The organism is Streptomyces sp. NPDC014891 (genome assembly GCF_043081085.1).
Classification (GTDB): domain Bacteria; phylum Actinomycetota; class Actinomycetes; order Streptomycetales; family Streptomycetaceae; genus Streptomyces.
In genome coordinates this window covers 503,125-516,515 of sequence record NZ_JBIBWF010000003.1, presented here as the reverse complement: position 1 = coordinate 516,515, position 13,391 = coordinate 503,125, and the positions used below count along the sequence as shown (strand labels likewise).

Below are 13,391 nucleotides of genomic sequence, written 5' to 3'. Positions count from 1 at the left end.
TTACATCTGTCGCCGCGGGGAGAACCCGCAGCGGCAGACACCTTGTCCGGGTGGCGGAATGGCAGACGCGCTAGCTTGAGGTGCTAGTGCCCTTTATCGGGCGTGGGGGTTCAAGTCCCCCCTCGGACACCAGTGGAAATGCCGGTCGATCTCGTATCGACCGGCATTTCGCGTAGTGGGGGCCGGTCCGTCACGCCTTACGTGCCACGACCAGGCGGCAGCGCGGGCTGCCGCCCTCGCGGGTGCCCAGGGGGGTCACGGGGGCGAGGCCGACCTCGAAGCCCGCGTCCTCCAGGCGGCGGCGGACGTCGGCGAGGCGGAAGGTGCGGTAGTACATGACGAAGGGCGGGCGCCACAGGGCGTTGCGGACCCGCATCGTGGCGTCGAAGCCCCACAGCATCCAGTAGAGGCGGGAGCCGACCCGGGGCGGCGCCCCGACGGGGAAGGCGAACGTGCCGCCCGGCCGCAGGGAGGCGTGGACCTGCTGGAACAGGGTGCGCTGCTCGCCCGGCAGGAAGTGGCCGAAGGCGCCGAAGCTGACGGCCAGGTCGAAGACCGGCGCGAAGGGCAGGGCCAGGGCGTCGGCGCGGACCAGTCCGGCCGAGGGGTGGGCCGCGCGGGCCCGGGTGAGCATGCCCGTACTGAAGTCCACGCCGGTCACCGGTCCCGCGCACACGGAGCGGAGGACGCCGAGCCCGGCGCCGGTGCCGGTGCACACGTCGAGGCCGGAGTCGAAGGGGCCGAGGCCCTCCAGTGTGTGGGAGACCGCGCCGAGGAGGCGGTCGGAGGTGCGGAACGGGGTCGCGTCGAACTTGTCCGCGAGCAGGTCGTAGCCGTGCTCGACGGAGGAGAGGGCCTGGGCGGTCAGCTCGCGGAGGCTGGGGCCCTGCGGGGTGAACATGCCTCCGACCCTATGCGCTCGGGGGCCGCCCGGGGCGGGGATCGCCCGGGCCCGGGACGCCGCCGGCCGGGAGCGGAGGGCGGACGCGGCCGGCCCGAGGGGCCGGGCCGGGTCGGAGCGTGCTGCCCAACGAGGGGCAGGCCGGGTCAGAGGGCACTGCCCACCGGGGGGCCGGCCCAGGAGGGGGCGATGCCCGTCAGCTGGCAGACCAGCAGGTAGAGCGGGATGGGCGGGGTGTAGGGCGAGGTGCCGTCCGGGTGGTGGATGAGGCGCGGGCGGCGGTCGGGGATCTCGGCGCCCGGTGCGTAGCAGGCGGGCAGGGGCCAGCTGACGTCGTGGTCGGAGCCGGCCGGCACCAGCCACCACCACCAGTCGGAGTCCGCGTAGACGCAGCCCTTGGAGGGGAGCCGGGAGAGGATCTTGAAGCCGAAGCGGGCGGGGACGCCGACGGCGTCGCAGCCGAGGCCGGTGCGGAGGCCGACGGGGACGGCGAGGCGGGTCGCGGCCAGTTCGCGGGGGCGGCCGGCGCCGAGGAGGTCGGGGGCGCGGCGGGGGTCCGGCAGGCGGTCGCCGGGGAGGGGGCCGCGGATTCCGGGGAGCAGGGGGATCGTGCGGGCACTCCTGGACCTCAGCACGTTTCCCCCATGCCGTGGGCCAGCTCGGCCCAGACGACCTGGGCGGTGCCGTGTCCGGTGCGGTCGGCGCCCCAGGCGGTGCAGAGCGCGTCGACGATGAGGAGACCGCGGCCCCGCTCGTCCTCGCCGCAGTCGCGTATCCGGGGGTCGGCCGGACCGCCCTCGTCGCGCACGGATATCCGGAGGGTGTCCTCGCCCTCGCGGATCTCGCATATGAAGCGGTCGCTCGCGGTGTGCACCACGGCGTTGGTGACGAGCTCGGAGACGATCAGGGCCACCGTGTCGCGGATGTCGGGGCCGCAGCCCCAGAGGATGAGGCGTTCCTCCGCGAGCCTGCGGGCGCGCGCGACCGAGGACGTGAGGGCGGGGAGCTCGAAGGCGAAGCGGCGGACGCCATCGGTATCGGTCTGGGGCTGCGGGCGCGGGGCCATGACTCGGGGACTCATGAGACCTGAAGGCTGCGCGTTACCAGAAGCCACGACCGGTTCCTCACAACAGTGGGCAGGAGTGCCGTACGAAGCTGTCGCCGTGGCGCGGGGGCGCACGGCGGCAGCGTGTACTGGTTCACACCGGAACACTGTCCTCCTGAGTCGGACACTTGGCAAGTGGCACTCTGGAAATTCCAGAGTGCTGTGTTCTCTCTGGCTCGGCTTCGTGGCACACTCGTCGAAACAGTGCGTCGGGGAGGTCTGAGAGTGAGCGAGCCGCGGTCCGCCCCGACGGTGGGACAGGTCGTTCTCGGCAGGCGCCTGCAGGATCTGCGGGAGCGGGCCGGCCTGAAGAGGGAAGAGGCCGCGAAGGTCCTCCGGGTGGCCCCCGCCACCGTACGGCGGATGGAGACCGCCGAAGTCGCACTGAAGATCCCGTACGTGCAGCTCCTCCTGAGGGAGTACGGGATCACGGACTCCGAGGCGGAGGGGTTCATCGCCCTCGCGGAGGAGGCCAATCTCCCCGGCTGGTGGCAGCGGTTCCACGACGTGCTGCCCGGCTGGTTCTCCATGTACGTGAGTCTGGAGGGGGCGGCCAGCCTCATCCGGGCGTACGAGCCCCAGTTCGTCCCCGGTCTCCTCCAGACCGAGGACTACGCCCGCGCCATTCTGCGCAGCGGGGCGGTCGGTGGCGGCAGCGATGCCGCCAAGGACGAGGACGCCGAGCGGCATGTAGCCCTGCGGATGGAGCGCCAGTCCCTGTTGACCAGGGAGGACGCCCCGAAGTTCTGGGTGATCATGGACGAGACGGTGTTCCGCCGACCGGTCGGCGCCGGGCCCGAAGTGATGCGCGACCAGCTCGACCGGCTGCTCGAAGCGTCGGAGCTGCCGAACGTCACCCTGCAGATCGCGGAGTTCGCGTCCGGCCACCACCCCGGCACCTACGGACCGTTCGTCCTCTTCCGCTTCGCCATGCCCGAACTCCCGGACATGGTCTACAGCGAGTACCTGACCGGCGCCGTCTATCTCGACGCGCGCCCCGAGGTGGCATCCCACCTGGAGGTCATGGACCGCATGGCGGCGCAGGCCGCGACTGCACAACGCACGAAGGAGGTTCTCCGGAATCTCCGCAAGGAGCTGTGAATGGATCGCATATACAACGGCATGCCCGCCGCTGAGCTCGGTGCCGAGGGCTGGCACAAGCCATGGAGCGGCGGGAACGGGGGCAACTGCGTGGAGGCCATGAAGCTGGCCGACGGCAGAGTCGCCGTGCGACAGTCCGCAGACCCTGAAGGACCAGCGCTCATCTACACCCACGGGGAGATCGCGGCATTCATCCAGGGGGCTAAATCCGGTCAGGCTGACTTTCTCCTCACCTGACCCCTTCCGTACCACCCCTACCGTCGCGTAACTCTTGCTGCAGTGCCATTCGTTCATCCCGACCAGGAGCGCCGATGACCCAGGACCCCGCGTCCCCGCGGAGTGAGATACGGATCGACACCAGCACGCCGCACCCGGCGCGCATGTACGACTGGTTCCTGGGCGGCAAGGACAACTACCCGGTCGACGAGGCGATGGCACGCCAGCTGCTCACCGTCGACGCCCGCGGCCGGGACATGGCCCGCGTCAACCGGGCCTTCATGCACCGCGCCATCCGCTGGCTCAGCGCCCACGGCGTCCGCCAGTACCTGGACATCGGTACGGGCATCCCGACCGAGCCCAACCTGCACCAGATCGCGCAGGAGGCCGCCCCGGACTCCCGCATCGTCTACTGCGACAACGACCCGATCGTGCTCGCGCACGCGGCCGCCCTGCTGCGCTCGACCCCGCAGGGGGCCACCGAGTACATCCAGGCGGACGCCCGCGAGCCCGAGGTCATCCTCGAAAGGGCCGGAAAGGTCCTTGACTTCGACCAGCCCATCGCGCTGTCGATGCTCGCCCTGCTGCACTTCGTGGGCGACGAGGACAACGCGTACGAGCTGGTCGGCAAGCTCGTGGACCAGCTCGCGCCGGGCAGCTACCTGGTCCTCTCCCACGTCACCGGGGACTTCAACCCCGAGGGCGCGGCCGAGGCGGTCGCGATGTACAAGGCGCGGGGGCTGACCCTGCGGCCCCGGTCGCGGGACGAGCTGGCGGCGTTCTTCGACGGCCTGGAGTTCGTCGAGCCGGGCGTCTCCCTCACCGCGGAGTGGCACCCGGAGCTCGGCGAGCCGGTCCCGGTGCCGGGCGACGAGCCCATCCCCGGATGGGCCGCGGTCGCCCGCAAGCCCTGACCGTTCCGCACCGGGTGAGGCCCCGCCGACCGAGTCGGCGGGGCCTCACCCGTGTCCCGCGTCCGCCGGGAGCGTCACGGCTCGACGAGGATCACGGCTCGACGAGCGTCACCAGGAACTCCCGCGGCCGGCTGATGTTGCCGGCCGCGTCGACGGTGCGGTACTCGATCCGGTGGGTGCCGTAGTCGGGCGTCGCGTCGTCCCAGGGCACCGCGCGGCTCCGGCCCAGCTTCCCGTACACGAGGTCGTCGATCACCGTGCCGCCGGGGGTGAAGCGGAACGGCGCGTCCGCGTCCGTCGGCCAGCCGTAGTACGTGTACCAGCCGTCGCCGTCCACCCGGAACTGGCTGACCACCGCGCCCTCCTGGTCGTCCCGCGCGGTCAGCCTCATCGTGAACGGCCCGTCGTACACGTACTCCACGGGCCGCCCGTGCCGCCCCACCGTGCGCAACGGCGCGGAGAGTTCGTACGAGACCGCGGCCGGCCGGGCGTCCACGGTCCAGGTCAACTCCTCGTCCGTCCCCGCGATGCGGGCGGTCAGGGTGTGGGTGCCCGTACTCACCGCGAGCGAACGCAGGTCCAGGTCACGGTCGTTGGGGCCGGTCGCGACGGGCCGGCCGTCAAGGCGCCAGCGCACGGCCGGAGTGCGGTCCACCGGATGCGTGGTGTCCGCGTGGACCACCGACCGGGCCCCGACGGGAGCGCCGAGCGGGGTGTGCCCGGTGAACGCCGGAACCGGCCCGTCGCGCGCCGTGGTGAGCGACGGGTCCACGGTCCAGGTGACGGTACGGGTGAGAGCCGCCGACGCGCGGACCGCCGGGTCGCGTACGAAGGGCGTCGGGTCCGTGACGGTCGCGGTGAGGGTGTGCGGCCCGGGGGAGAGCCGCAGGCGGCGCAGATCGACGCTGCGGGCCCCGCGCGTGGGCAGCGCCCGCCCGTCCAGGCGCCAGGTCACGGCGAGCGCGCCGCCCACCGGGTGGAGGGTGTCCACCCAGACCGTCCGGTCGGCCCCGATCGGGGCCGTGTCGGGCGTGTGGTCCTGGACCAGGTTCACCTTGGCGGAGATCGCCTTGACCATCACCTCGCGCTCGACCTGGTCGAAGGCGTAGCCGAGGGTCTTCATCAGGGAGTGCCGGCTCGGCCGCCACACGCCCTTCGTGCGGTACATCCCGCTTTCGTGGCGGCCGATGACTCCGCCGGACTCGCTCTCCTCGCCGAGCCAGCGCCACCACTTGGCGCGCCGGTCGCGCATCTGCCGCTCCGTCAGCAGCGTGTGGTGCGGGGAGGAGGGCTCGGGCCCGGAGTACGTATCGCCGGGGACGCCCCGCGCGTAGTAGTCGTACTCGTCCTGGAGGCCGCCGAGCGAATGGCCGATCTCGTGCGGCGTGATGAGCGAGGAGAGCGCGTTGCCGCCGGACGCGGTGGCGTAACCGCCGCCCGCGCCGCCGTAGGTGGAGCTGTGGGCGAGGGCCACGACCTGCCGGTTGGCGGCGCTCGTGCCGGGGACGAGGTCGGCGAGCGCGGCGGCCTTCCGGCTGTCGACGGTCAGCAGCCGCTGCACACTGCCCGGATCGCAGCCGCCCCAGAATCCCATGTCGAGGGCCGTGTCACGGGCGGGGGCGTCCAGGCCGGGGTCGCAGTCCACCCCCGACTCGGCCGAAGGGACCTCGACCGCCCAGACGTTGATGTACGAGCGGTAGGAGGCGAAGGGCTCGATGCTCCACAGGGTGTTCAGGTGCCGGTCGAGGTCCGCCCGGAACGCCGGCAGCTCCGCCGCGGTGTAGCCGTCGCCCATGAACACCAGGTTGAACCGCCGGTCCGCGGGTCCGGTGCTCTGCACGGGGACGACGGCCGGACCGTCGGCGGGCGTCGGCGTCCCGGCGGCCGCCGGGACGGTTCCCACCAGGCCGGCGGCCAGCAGGCAGACCGCGAGGACGCGGGCCACCTCTCGTCGAACTCCCGTGCGCTGTGAGGTCATGGGGCGCGAGCCTAGGCCGCGCCCCCGCCCGCGTAAAGCCGTTCGCCCGCCGTTCGACGCGACGACGGCCGCGCCGCGGTCCGCGGCCTTCTCAGTGCCGTAGATAGGCCAGGCCCGCGTGCTCCGCGGTGTACCCCTCCACCAGGCGGCGGGCCACCGCCACCGAGTCGACCAGCGGGTGCAGGGCGAAGGCCTTGACGGCGGTCGCCCGCGAGCCGCTCTCCGCCGCCGCCAGGACCTCCCGCTCCACCGCCTTCACGGCGGTCACCAGGCCGACCGCGTGGTACGGCAGAGGGGACACCGCGACCGGATGGGCGCCGTTCGCGTCCACGAAGCAGGGGACCTCGATCACGGCGTCCGTGTCGAGCGCGGAGAGGGTCGTGCCGTTGCGCACGTTGAGGATGAGCGTCGCCCGCTCCCCCCGCGCGATGGCCCGCATCAGCGCCAGGGCCACCTTCTCGTAGCCGCCGGACTCCAGGTCCTCCTCGTCGCGCTCCCCGATCCCGGCGGCCTCCCGGTTGGCCGCCATGTAGGTGGCCTCGCGGTCGGCGAGCGTACGGTGCCAGGCGGCGAGCGCCGGGGTGTCCGGCCTGCCCATCTCCTCGTAGAACGCGCCCTGCTGGTCGCGGAGGTAGGCGCCGCGGGTCCGCCCGGCCGACCGGTAGGCCGCCACGGCCTCCCGGTTGAAGTAGTAGTAGTGCAGGTACTCGTTGGGGATCGCGCCCAGGGACCGCAGCCACTCCGGTCCGAAGAGCCTGCCCTCCTCGAAGGAACCGAGCGCCTTCTCGTCGGCGAGCAGCCGGGGCAGCTCGTCCCGGCCGTCGATCCTGAGGCCCCGCAGCCAGCCGAGGTGGTTGAGCCCCACGTAGTCGATCGAGGCCCGGTCCGGGTCGGCCCCCAGGATGCGGGCGACCCGGCGGCCCAGTCCGACGGGGGAGTCGCAGATGCCGACGACCCGGTCGCCGAGGATCCGCGACATCGCCTCGGTGACGAGCCCGGCCGGGTTGGTGAAGTTGATGACCCAGGCGTCCGGGGCGAGTTCGGCGATCCGGCGCGCGATGTGCACCGCGACCGGCACGGTCCGCAGCCCGTACGCGATGCCGCCGGCGCCCACCGTCTCCTGGCCGAGCACGCCCTCGGCCAGCGCGATCCGCTCGTCCGCGGCCCGGCCTTCGAGTCCGCCGACGCGGATCGCGGAGAACACGAAGTCGGCGCCCCGCAGCGCCTCGTCCAGATCGGTCGTCGCCGTGACGGCCGGCGCGTCCGGCACCCCGGCGCCCTGCTCCGCGAGGACCCGGGCGATCGCCGAGAGCCGCCCCGCGTCGAGGTCGTACAGGGTGACACGGGTGACCCGCCCCTCGGCGCGGTCGCCGAGGAGAGCGCCGTACACCAGCGGTACCCGGAACCCGCCGCCTCCGAGAATCGTCAGTTTCATGCCCGTACGCTACTCGGACCCGCCCCCTGAGCAGCGGGATCCGGCTCCGGCGTCCACCCGGCCGTCCACATGCCGGGCGCCCCGGCCCCTCGCCCGCCGGCCCGCCGTATCCCCGCCGCGCCCGCCTGTCCCGCCGGCCTCCGTCCCGCCCCACCGCTCGACGGCGCCGTCCACCCGGTGGGAGACAATGGCGGCATGTCCCGACGCAAGACCCGCCCCCGTACCGCCCCGGCCCGTCCGGCCGCGCCCTCCGTCACCCCGGAGTCACCCTGCCCGTGCGGCCTCGACGCCGCGTACGGTGCGTGCTGCGGCCGGTTCCACTCGGGGACGGGCGGCGGCGCGCCGACCGCCGAGCTGCTCATGCGCTCCCGCTACAGCGCCTTCGTCGTCCGCGACGAGGCCTATCTGCTGCGCAGCTGGGCACCGGAGACCCGCCCCGGCGCGGTCGACTTCGACCCGGGGATGCGCTGGACGGGCCTGGAGATCGAGTCGGCCACCGACGGCACCGCCTTCCACCAGCACGGCACCGTCACCTTCACCGCCCGCTACGTCCACGGCGGCGAGTCCGGCGCGATGCGCGAGCGGAGCCGCTTCGCCCGCCACGAGGGCGCCTGGGTGTACGTGGACGGGGACGTCGACGCGTAGCCGCCGGGGGTGACCGGTGGCCGGGCGCGGTCCGTTGCCGTGCGGCCCCGGCCTCCGCCCCGGCCTCCACCTCGGCCCCGGCCTCCGGCCCCGGCTCAGGCTCCCGTCGTCCGGGTCAGGGCGCGCCCGCCGTCGCGGTCGAGCGACCGGTCGGGGAGTCCGTTCGCGAGGTCCTCGGCGACGACCTTCTTGGCGATGGCGTCCGTCGCCACCCGCAGTTCGGGTCCGCTGGGCCGGCCGATCTCCTGCTCGACGCGGTCGGACAGCCAGTCGCCCCACGCGTGCGTGATGACGTCCGCCTCGCGCTTGCCGGCCGGCGTGTGGGAGAGCAGGTGTCCGTCGCGGGTCAGGAACCCCTCGTCGACCATCCGGTCGAAGACCGGCAGCAGTACCTCGGGCGGGACCCGCCGGCCCGCCGAGATGAGCCCCAGACTCGCGTGGCCGACCGTCCGTGTGTAGAGCTCGACCTGCATGACCGCCCACGCGCCGGCCGTGTCGAGCCGGGTGTCGGAGGTGTCGAGGATCCGCCGCGCGGTGGCGAGGTCGATCCGGCGCATGATCCTGCCCACGGCCAGTTCGAGGTGCTGGGCGGAGTCGCCCGACGAGGTCGGGGAGGAGAAGCCCTCGCCCATGTCGGGTGCGGCGGCCCGGGCCGAGTCGCGGAGCGTCACCTGCTTGAGGAAGAGCGCGACGACGAAGCCGACGGCGGCGACCGGGACCGTCCAGAGGAAGACGGTGTGGAGCGTGTCGGCGTAGGCGTTGACGATGGGCTCCGCGACCTGCTCCGGCAGCCCGTGCACCCCGTCCGGGCTCTGCGCCGCCCGTGCGACGGCCGCCGGGTCCAGTCCCTGGCCCGCGGCCACGGCCGAGGCCTCGGCGACGCCGGTCCGGAGGTTGGGCGTGAGGGAGTTGACGTAGATCGTGCCGAAGACCGCGGTCCCGAACGAGCTGCCGAGGGTGCGGAAGAAGGTGACGCCCGAGGTGGCGGTGCCGAGGTCGGCGTACTCGACCGTGTTCTGCACGGCGATGGTGAGGACCTGCATGCACAGGCCGATGCCGACGCCCAGCACGAACATGTACAGCGACGCGAGCCAGGTGCCGGTCCCCGGTTCCATCAGCGACAGGAGGTAGAGCCCGAGGCCCATCACCAGGCAGCCGACGATCGGGAACGTCCGGTAGTGGCCGGTCTTGCTGACCACGTTTCCGCTGAAGATCGAGGCGATGAGCAGACCGACGACCATCGGCAGGGTGCGGATTCCGGAGACGGTCGCCGAGTCTCCGTCGACGTACTGGAGGTACGTCGGCAGGAACGTCATGGCGCCGAGCATGGCGAAGCCGACGACGAAGCTCAGCACCGAGCAGACGGTGAAGACCGGGTTGCCGAACAGCCGCATGGGCAGCATGGGCTCGGCCGCCCGGGTCTCCACCCAGCAGAACAGACCGAGCGCGACGACGCCGCCGGCGAACAGCCCGATGATGACCCCGGACGTCCAGGCGTACTCGTTGCCGCCCCAACTGGTCGCCAGGATCAGCGCGCTGGCGCCGGCGGCGACCAGCGCGATGCCCGCGTAGTCGATCACCGGCTTGCTCGCCGACCGCACGGAGGGGATCGTGCGGGCCGCGGCGATCACGACCAGGATCGCGATGGGCACGTTGACGTAGAAGGCCCAGCGCCAGCTGAGGTGGTCGGTGAACAGGCCGCCGAGCAGCGGGCCGATGACGGTGGAGACCCCGAACACCGCCCCGATCGCACCCTGGTACTTGCCGCGCTCGCGCAGCGGGATCACATCGGCGATCAGCGCCATCGAGGTGACCATCAGACCGCCCGCGCCGACCCCCTGGAGGCCGCGCCAGACGATCAGCAGCGTCATGTTGGTGGCGAGTCCGCAGAGGAACGATCCGGTGATGAAGACGACCGCCGAGATCTGGAAGATCACCTTGCGGCCGAACAGGTCGCCGAACTTGCCGACCAGCACGGTCGCGACCGTCTCGGCCAGCAGGTAGGAGGTGACCACCCACGACATGTGGGCGGCGCCGCCGAGGTCCGAGACGATCGTGGGCAGGGCGGTGCCGACGATCGTCTGGTCGAGCGCGGCGAGGAGGACACCCAGCATGATCGTGCCGAAGACGATGTTGCGGCGGCGGCGGTCGAGCACGGGAGGCTCGGTGGCGGCCGGGGGCGCGGGCGCTGCGTCGCTGGTCGTGGTCACTCTCGCAGCGTCACACCGGCCCCGACCGGGTGCATGCGGGGGTCGGCCGAACGGCGGACCGGCGGGGACGGCGCCGGCCGGACTCGTCAGGGCGTGACGGGCAGCTTGGGGTGGTGCTTGGCGAGGATCTTGTTGGCCCGCGCGAGCGCGGAGAGCGCGTGCTCCCGGTCGGCCCGGTCCTCCGCGCAGAGCGGCCCCCGGAAGCGGTACACCTCGCGCGCCGCGCAGTCCGCGTCGATCTCGGCCTGGAGGACGTGCAGCGGCAGGCAGGAGCCGATCAGCGCGGCCACACGGTCGGGGATCGGGACGGGTACGAGGCGCGAGGGCGAGGTGATCACGGGTCAGTCCTAGTGGGTCCGGGAAGCATTCGGAAGGGTTCAGCCCTCCATACGTACCGGATCGCCGTACGGGTTCCGGCACGGCGATGTCGCGGTGGGGCAACGACGCGACGGCGCTCCGGAGGGGCGCACGGACGGTCCGGCGGAAGACCCGGTGCGCCCCCGTGACGCCTGTGGGGGCGTTCCCGCAGGTACGGGCACGGCTCGTGGCCGCGGGATTGTGCACCGTCCCTGCGTATCGGCCGTACGTGCGACGAACGCATGGCCGATCGAGGGTGGTTGGCGGCGCCGGGAGCCCTGGGGAGTGTGCCGCATCTCACTCGGCGGACCGGCGCCCTCCGGACAGCGTCCGGACACTATGTCAGGATCTCCGACAGGTCGTACGAGACCGGCTCGTCCAGCTGTCCGTATCCGCAGGACTCCGGCGTCCGGTCCGGGCGCCACCGCTTGAACTGCGCCGTGTGCCGGAACCGGTCGCCCTCCATGTGGTCGTACCCGACCTCGCAGACCCGCTCGGGCCGCAGCGCCACCCAGGACAGGTCCTTCTTCCCCGACCAGCGGCTCGGCGCGCCCGGCAGCCGCGCGCCCGCGTGTGCCGCCTCCTCCGCCCACGCCGCCCAGGGGTGCCCGTCGGGCGGGTCCATCCGGAGGGGTTCGAGCTCCTCGACGAGCTCGGCCCGCCGCAGCGCGGTGAACGCCGCGCACACGCCGACGTGCTGGAGGGAGCCCCGGTCGTCGTACAGACCGAGGAGCAGCGAGCCGACCACCGGCCCGCTCTTGTGGAAGCGGTAGCCGGCCACCACGACGTCCGCCGTCCGCTCGTGCTTGATCTTGTACATGAGGCGCGCGTCCGGCCGGTACGGCAGGTCGAGCGGCTTGGCCACGACCCCGTCGAGGCCCGCTCCCTCGTACTGCTCGAACCAGCGGGCGGCCAGCTCCGCGTCCCGGGTCGCGGGCGCGAGGTGCACGGGCGCGTCCACGCCGGCGAGCATCCGCTCCAGGGCCTCCCGCCGCTCGGCCAGCGGCGTGTCGAGCAGGGACTCGTCGCCGACGGCGAGCAGGTCGAAGGCCACGAACAGCGCCGGGGTCTTCTCGGCGAGCATCCGGACCCGGGACTCCGCCGGATGGATCCGCTCGCTGAGCCGGTCGAAGTCCAGGTGCCCGCCGTGCTCCACGACGATCTCGCCGTCGACCACGCAGCGCTCCGGCAGCCGGGCCGCGAGCGCCTCCACCAACTCGGGGAAGTAGCGGGTGAGCGGCTTGCCCGTACGGCTGCCGATGACGAGCTCCGGCCCGTCCCGGTGCACGATCGCGCGGAAGCCGTCCCACTTCGCCTCGTACTGCATCCCGGGCGGGATCCGCTTCACCGACTTGGCCAGCATCGGTTTCACGGGCGGCATCACCGGAAGATCCATGAGCCGATTGTCCGGTATGCGGGAGTTGTCGGCGAGCCCTAGGCTGGCCGGCATGGCAGGCAAGGCGGCAGCGGTGGAACTGGAAGTCGGCGACCGGACCGTACGCGTGTCCAATCCGGACAAGGTGTACTTCCCCGAACCCGGCTACACCAAGCTCGACATGGTCAGCTACTACCTGGCCGTCGGCGACGGCATCACCCGGGCCCTGCGCGACCGCCCCACCACCCTGGAGCGCTACCCCGACGGGGTGACCGGGGAGTCGTTCTTCCAGAAGCGGGCCCCCAAGTACCTCCCCGACTGGATCCCGACCGCCCACATCACCTTCCCCAGCGGCCGCTCCGCCGACGAGATGTGCCCCACCGAGCCGGCGGCCGTGCTCTGGGCGGCCAACCTCGGCGCCGTCACCTTCCACCCCTGGCCGGTGCGCCGCGAGGACACCGACCACCCCGACGAACTCCGCATCGACCTGGACCCCCAGCCGGGGACGGACTACGCGGACGCGGTGCGCGCCGCCCATGAACTGCGGGCCGTCCTCGACGAGCACGGACTGCGCGGCTGGCCGAAGACCTCCGGCGGACGGGGGCTCCACGTCTTCGTCCCGATCCTGCCGAACTGGACGTTCACCCAGGTCAGGCGAGCGGCCATCGCCTGCGGTCGGGAGCTGGAGCGGCGGATGCCGCAGGAGGTCACCATCAAGTGGTGGAAGGAGGAGCGCGGCGAGCGGATCTTCGTCGACTACAACCAGACCGCCCGCGACCGCACGATCGCCTCCGCCTACTCCGTACGCCCGAGGGCCCACGCGCCCGTGTCGGCGCCGCTGCGGTGGGAGGAGGTCGACGACGCCGTGCCGCGGGACTTCGACATCAGGACGATGCCGGCCCGGTACGCCGAGGTGGGTGACGTCCACGCCGACATGGACGACGAGCGGTTCAGCCTGGAGCCGCTGCTGGAACTGGCCCGGCGCGACGAGGCGGACCACGGCCTCGGGGACCTGCCGTACCCGCCGGAGTACCCGAAGATGCCGGGGGAGCCCAAGCGGGTGCAGCCGAGCAGGGCCCGTAAGGAACCGGACGGGGCGGAGTAGGGCGGAGCGGGGCGCCGGGCCGGCCGGCGCCTCTTGCCTTCCACCAGAA

The 13,391-nt window shown here is 72.7% G+C and carries 13 protein-coding genes and 1 tRNA gene; 6 read left to right on the top strand and 8 right to left on the bottom strand.

Features of this window, described 5'->3' with window-relative positions; all coding sequences use genetic code 11:
- The first annotated feature begins 44 nt into the window (after window positions 1–44).
- Window positions 45–132, top strand: a tRNA-Leu gene (locus ACF09E_RS10655).
- A 58-nt stretch (window positions 133–190) separates the two neighbouring features.
- Here ACF09E_RS10655 and ACF09E_RS10650 read toward each other — a convergent pair.
- The 3 genes from ACF09E_RS10650 to ACF09E_RS10640 all read right to left on the bottom strand — a co-directional run bounded on the left by ACF09E_RS10650 (window position 191) and on the right by ACF09E_RS10640 (window position 1,967).
- Window positions 191–901 carry a class I SAM-dependent methyltransferase gene (locus ACF09E_RS10650; RefSeq protein WP_392204806.1) on the bottom strand — a complete coding sequence of 237 codons (711 nt, stop codon included), beginning with the start codon at window positions 899–901 and terminating at the stop codon, window positions 191–193.
- Window positions 902–1,047: 146 nt separating this feature from the next.
- A complete protein-coding gene (locus ACF09E_RS10645) occupies window positions 1,048–1,491 on the bottom strand; it encodes a hypothetical protein (RefSeq protein WP_392205014.1) in 444 nt (147 codons plus the stop codon).
- A 38-nt stretch (window positions 1,492–1,529) separates the two neighbouring features.
- Window positions 1,530–1,967: an ATP-binding protein gene (locus ACF09E_RS10640; RefSeq protein ID WP_392204805.1), complete on the bottom strand. Its 438-nt coding sequence runs from the start codon at window positions 1,965–1,967 to the stop codon at window positions 1,530–1,532.
- Between the two features lie 264 nt (window positions 1,968–2,231).
- Here ACF09E_RS10640 and ACF09E_RS10635 point away from each other — a divergent pair, with 264 nt between their 5' ends.
- The 3 genes from ACF09E_RS10635 (at window position 2,232) to ACF09E_RS10625 (ending at window position 4,237) form a co-directional block, all read left to right on the top strand.
- Window positions 2,232–3,107, top strand: coding sequence for a helix-turn-helix domain-containing protein (locus ACF09E_RS10635; protein WP_388795860.1), 876 nt, complete (start codon window positions 2,232–2,234; stop codon window positions 3,105–3,107).
- The gene (locus tag ACF09E_RS10630; protein WP_015037566.1) at window positions 3,108–3,344 is read left to right on the top strand and encodes a DUF397 domain-containing protein; all 237 of its coding nucleotides are present in this window, start codon (window positions 3,108–3,110) and stop codon (window positions 3,342–3,344) included. It abuts the gene before it with no gap.
- Window positions 3,345–3,418: 74 nt separating this feature from the next.
- On the top strand, window positions 3,419–4,237 hold the full coding sequence (locus ACF09E_RS10625; protein ID WP_361850882.1) for an SAM-dependent methyltransferase: 819 nt from the start codon (window positions 3,419–3,421) through the stop codon (window positions 4,235–4,237).
- A gap of 91 nt (window positions 4,238–4,328) precedes the next feature.
- On the opposite strand, the gene ACF09E_RS10620 is transcribed toward ACF09E_RS10625, so the two are convergent.
- The gene (locus ACF09E_RS10620; protein WP_392204804.1) at window positions 4,329–6,215 is read right to left on the bottom strand and encodes a M64 family metallopeptidase; all 1,887 of its coding nucleotides are present in this window, start codon (window positions 6,213–6,215) and stop codon (window positions 4,329–4,331) included.
- A 91-nt stretch (window positions 6,216–6,306) separates the two neighbouring features.
- Window positions 6,307–7,650, bottom strand: a complete 1,344-nt coding sequence (locus ACF09E_RS10615; protein WP_392204803.1) for a 6-phospho-beta-glucosidase — start codon at window positions 7,648–7,650, stop codon at window positions 6,307–6,309.
- A 195-nt stretch (window positions 7,651–7,845) separates the two neighbouring features.
- On the opposite strand from ACF09E_RS10615, the gene ACF09E_RS10610 reads away from it, so the two are divergent.
- The gene (locus ACF09E_RS10610; protein WP_392204802.1) at window positions 7,846–8,295 is read left to right on the top strand and encodes a YchJ family protein; all 450 of its coding nucleotides are present in this window, start codon (window positions 7,846–7,848) and stop codon (window positions 8,293–8,295) included.
- Between the two features lie 95 nt (window positions 8,296–8,390).
- Here ACF09E_RS10610 and ACF09E_RS10605 read toward each other — a convergent pair whose 3' ends face one another.
- The 3 genes from ACF09E_RS10605 to ACF09E_RS10595 all read right to left on the bottom strand — a co-directional run bounded on the left by ACF09E_RS10605 (window position 8,391) and on the right by ACF09E_RS10595 (window position 12,258).
- Window positions 8,391–10,505: an MDR family MFS transporter gene (locus ACF09E_RS10605; protein ID WP_392204801.1), complete on the bottom strand. Its 2,115-nt coding sequence runs from the start codon at window positions 10,503–10,505 to the stop codon at window positions 8,391–8,393.
- Between the two features lie 86 nt (window positions 10,506–10,591).
- On the bottom strand, window positions 10,592–10,843 hold the full coding sequence (locus tag ACF09E_RS10600) for a hypothetical protein (protein ID WP_073904246.1): 252 nt from the start codon (window positions 10,841–10,843) through the stop codon (window positions 10,592–10,594).
- Between the two features lie 356 nt (window positions 10,844–11,199).
- Window positions 11,200–12,258: an ATP-dependent DNA ligase gene (locus ACF09E_RS10595; RefSeq protein WP_392204800.1), complete on the bottom strand. Its 1,059-nt coding sequence runs from the start codon at window positions 12,256–12,258 to the stop codon at window positions 11,200–11,202.
- A gap of 52 nt (window positions 12,259–12,310) precedes the next feature.
- On the opposite strand from ACF09E_RS10595, the gene ligD reads away from it, so the two are divergent.
- On the top strand, window positions 12,311–13,342 hold the full coding sequence (gene ligD, locus ACF09E_RS10590) for a non-homologous end-joining DNA ligase (protein ID WP_392204799.1): 1,032 nt from the start codon (window positions 12,311–12,313) through the stop codon (window positions 13,340–13,342).
- Window positions 13,343–13,391 lie beyond the last annotated feature (49 nt).

What these genes read in the sequence shown, in the direction of transcription:
- ligD (WP_392204799.1), top strand. Translation starts at nt 12,311, where the DNA reads ATGGCAGGCAAGGCGGCAGCGGTGGAACTGGAAGTCGGCGACCGGACC.
- ACF09E_RS10650 (WP_392204806.1), bottom strand. Translation starts at nt 901, where the DNA reads ATGTTCACCCCGCAGGGCCCCAGCCTCCGCGAGCTGACCGCCCAGGCC.
- ACF09E_RS10610 (WP_392204802.1), top strand. Translation starts at nt 7,846, where the DNA reads ATGTCCCGACGCAAGACCCGCCCCCGTACCGCCCCGGCCCGTCCGGCC.
- ACF09E_RS10640 (WP_392204805.1), bottom strand. Translation starts at nt 1,967, where the DNA reads ATGGCCCCGCGCCCGCAGCCCCAGACCGATACCGATGGCGTCCGCCGC.
- ACF09E_RS10595 (WP_392204800.1), bottom strand. Translation starts at nt 12,258, where the DNA reads ATGGATCTTCCGGTGATGCCGCCCGTGAAACCGATGCTGGCCAAGTCG.
- ACF09E_RS10630 (WP_015037566.1), top strand. Translation starts at nt 3,108, where the DNA reads ATGGATCGCATATACAACGGCATGCCCGCCGCTGAGCTCGGTGCCGAG.
- ACF09E_RS10625 (WP_361850882.1), top strand. Translation starts at nt 3,419, where the DNA reads ATGACCCAGGACCCCGCGTCCCCGCGGAGTGAGATACGGATCGACACC.
- ACF09E_RS10615 (WP_392204803.1), bottom strand. Translation starts at nt 7,650, where the DNA reads ATGAAACTGACGATTCTCGGAGGCGGCGGGTTCCGGGTACCGCTGGTG.
- ACF09E_RS10620 (WP_392204804.1), bottom strand. Translation starts at nt 6,215, where the DNA reads ATGACCTCACAGCGCACGGGAGTTCGACGAGAGGTGGCCCGCGTCCTC.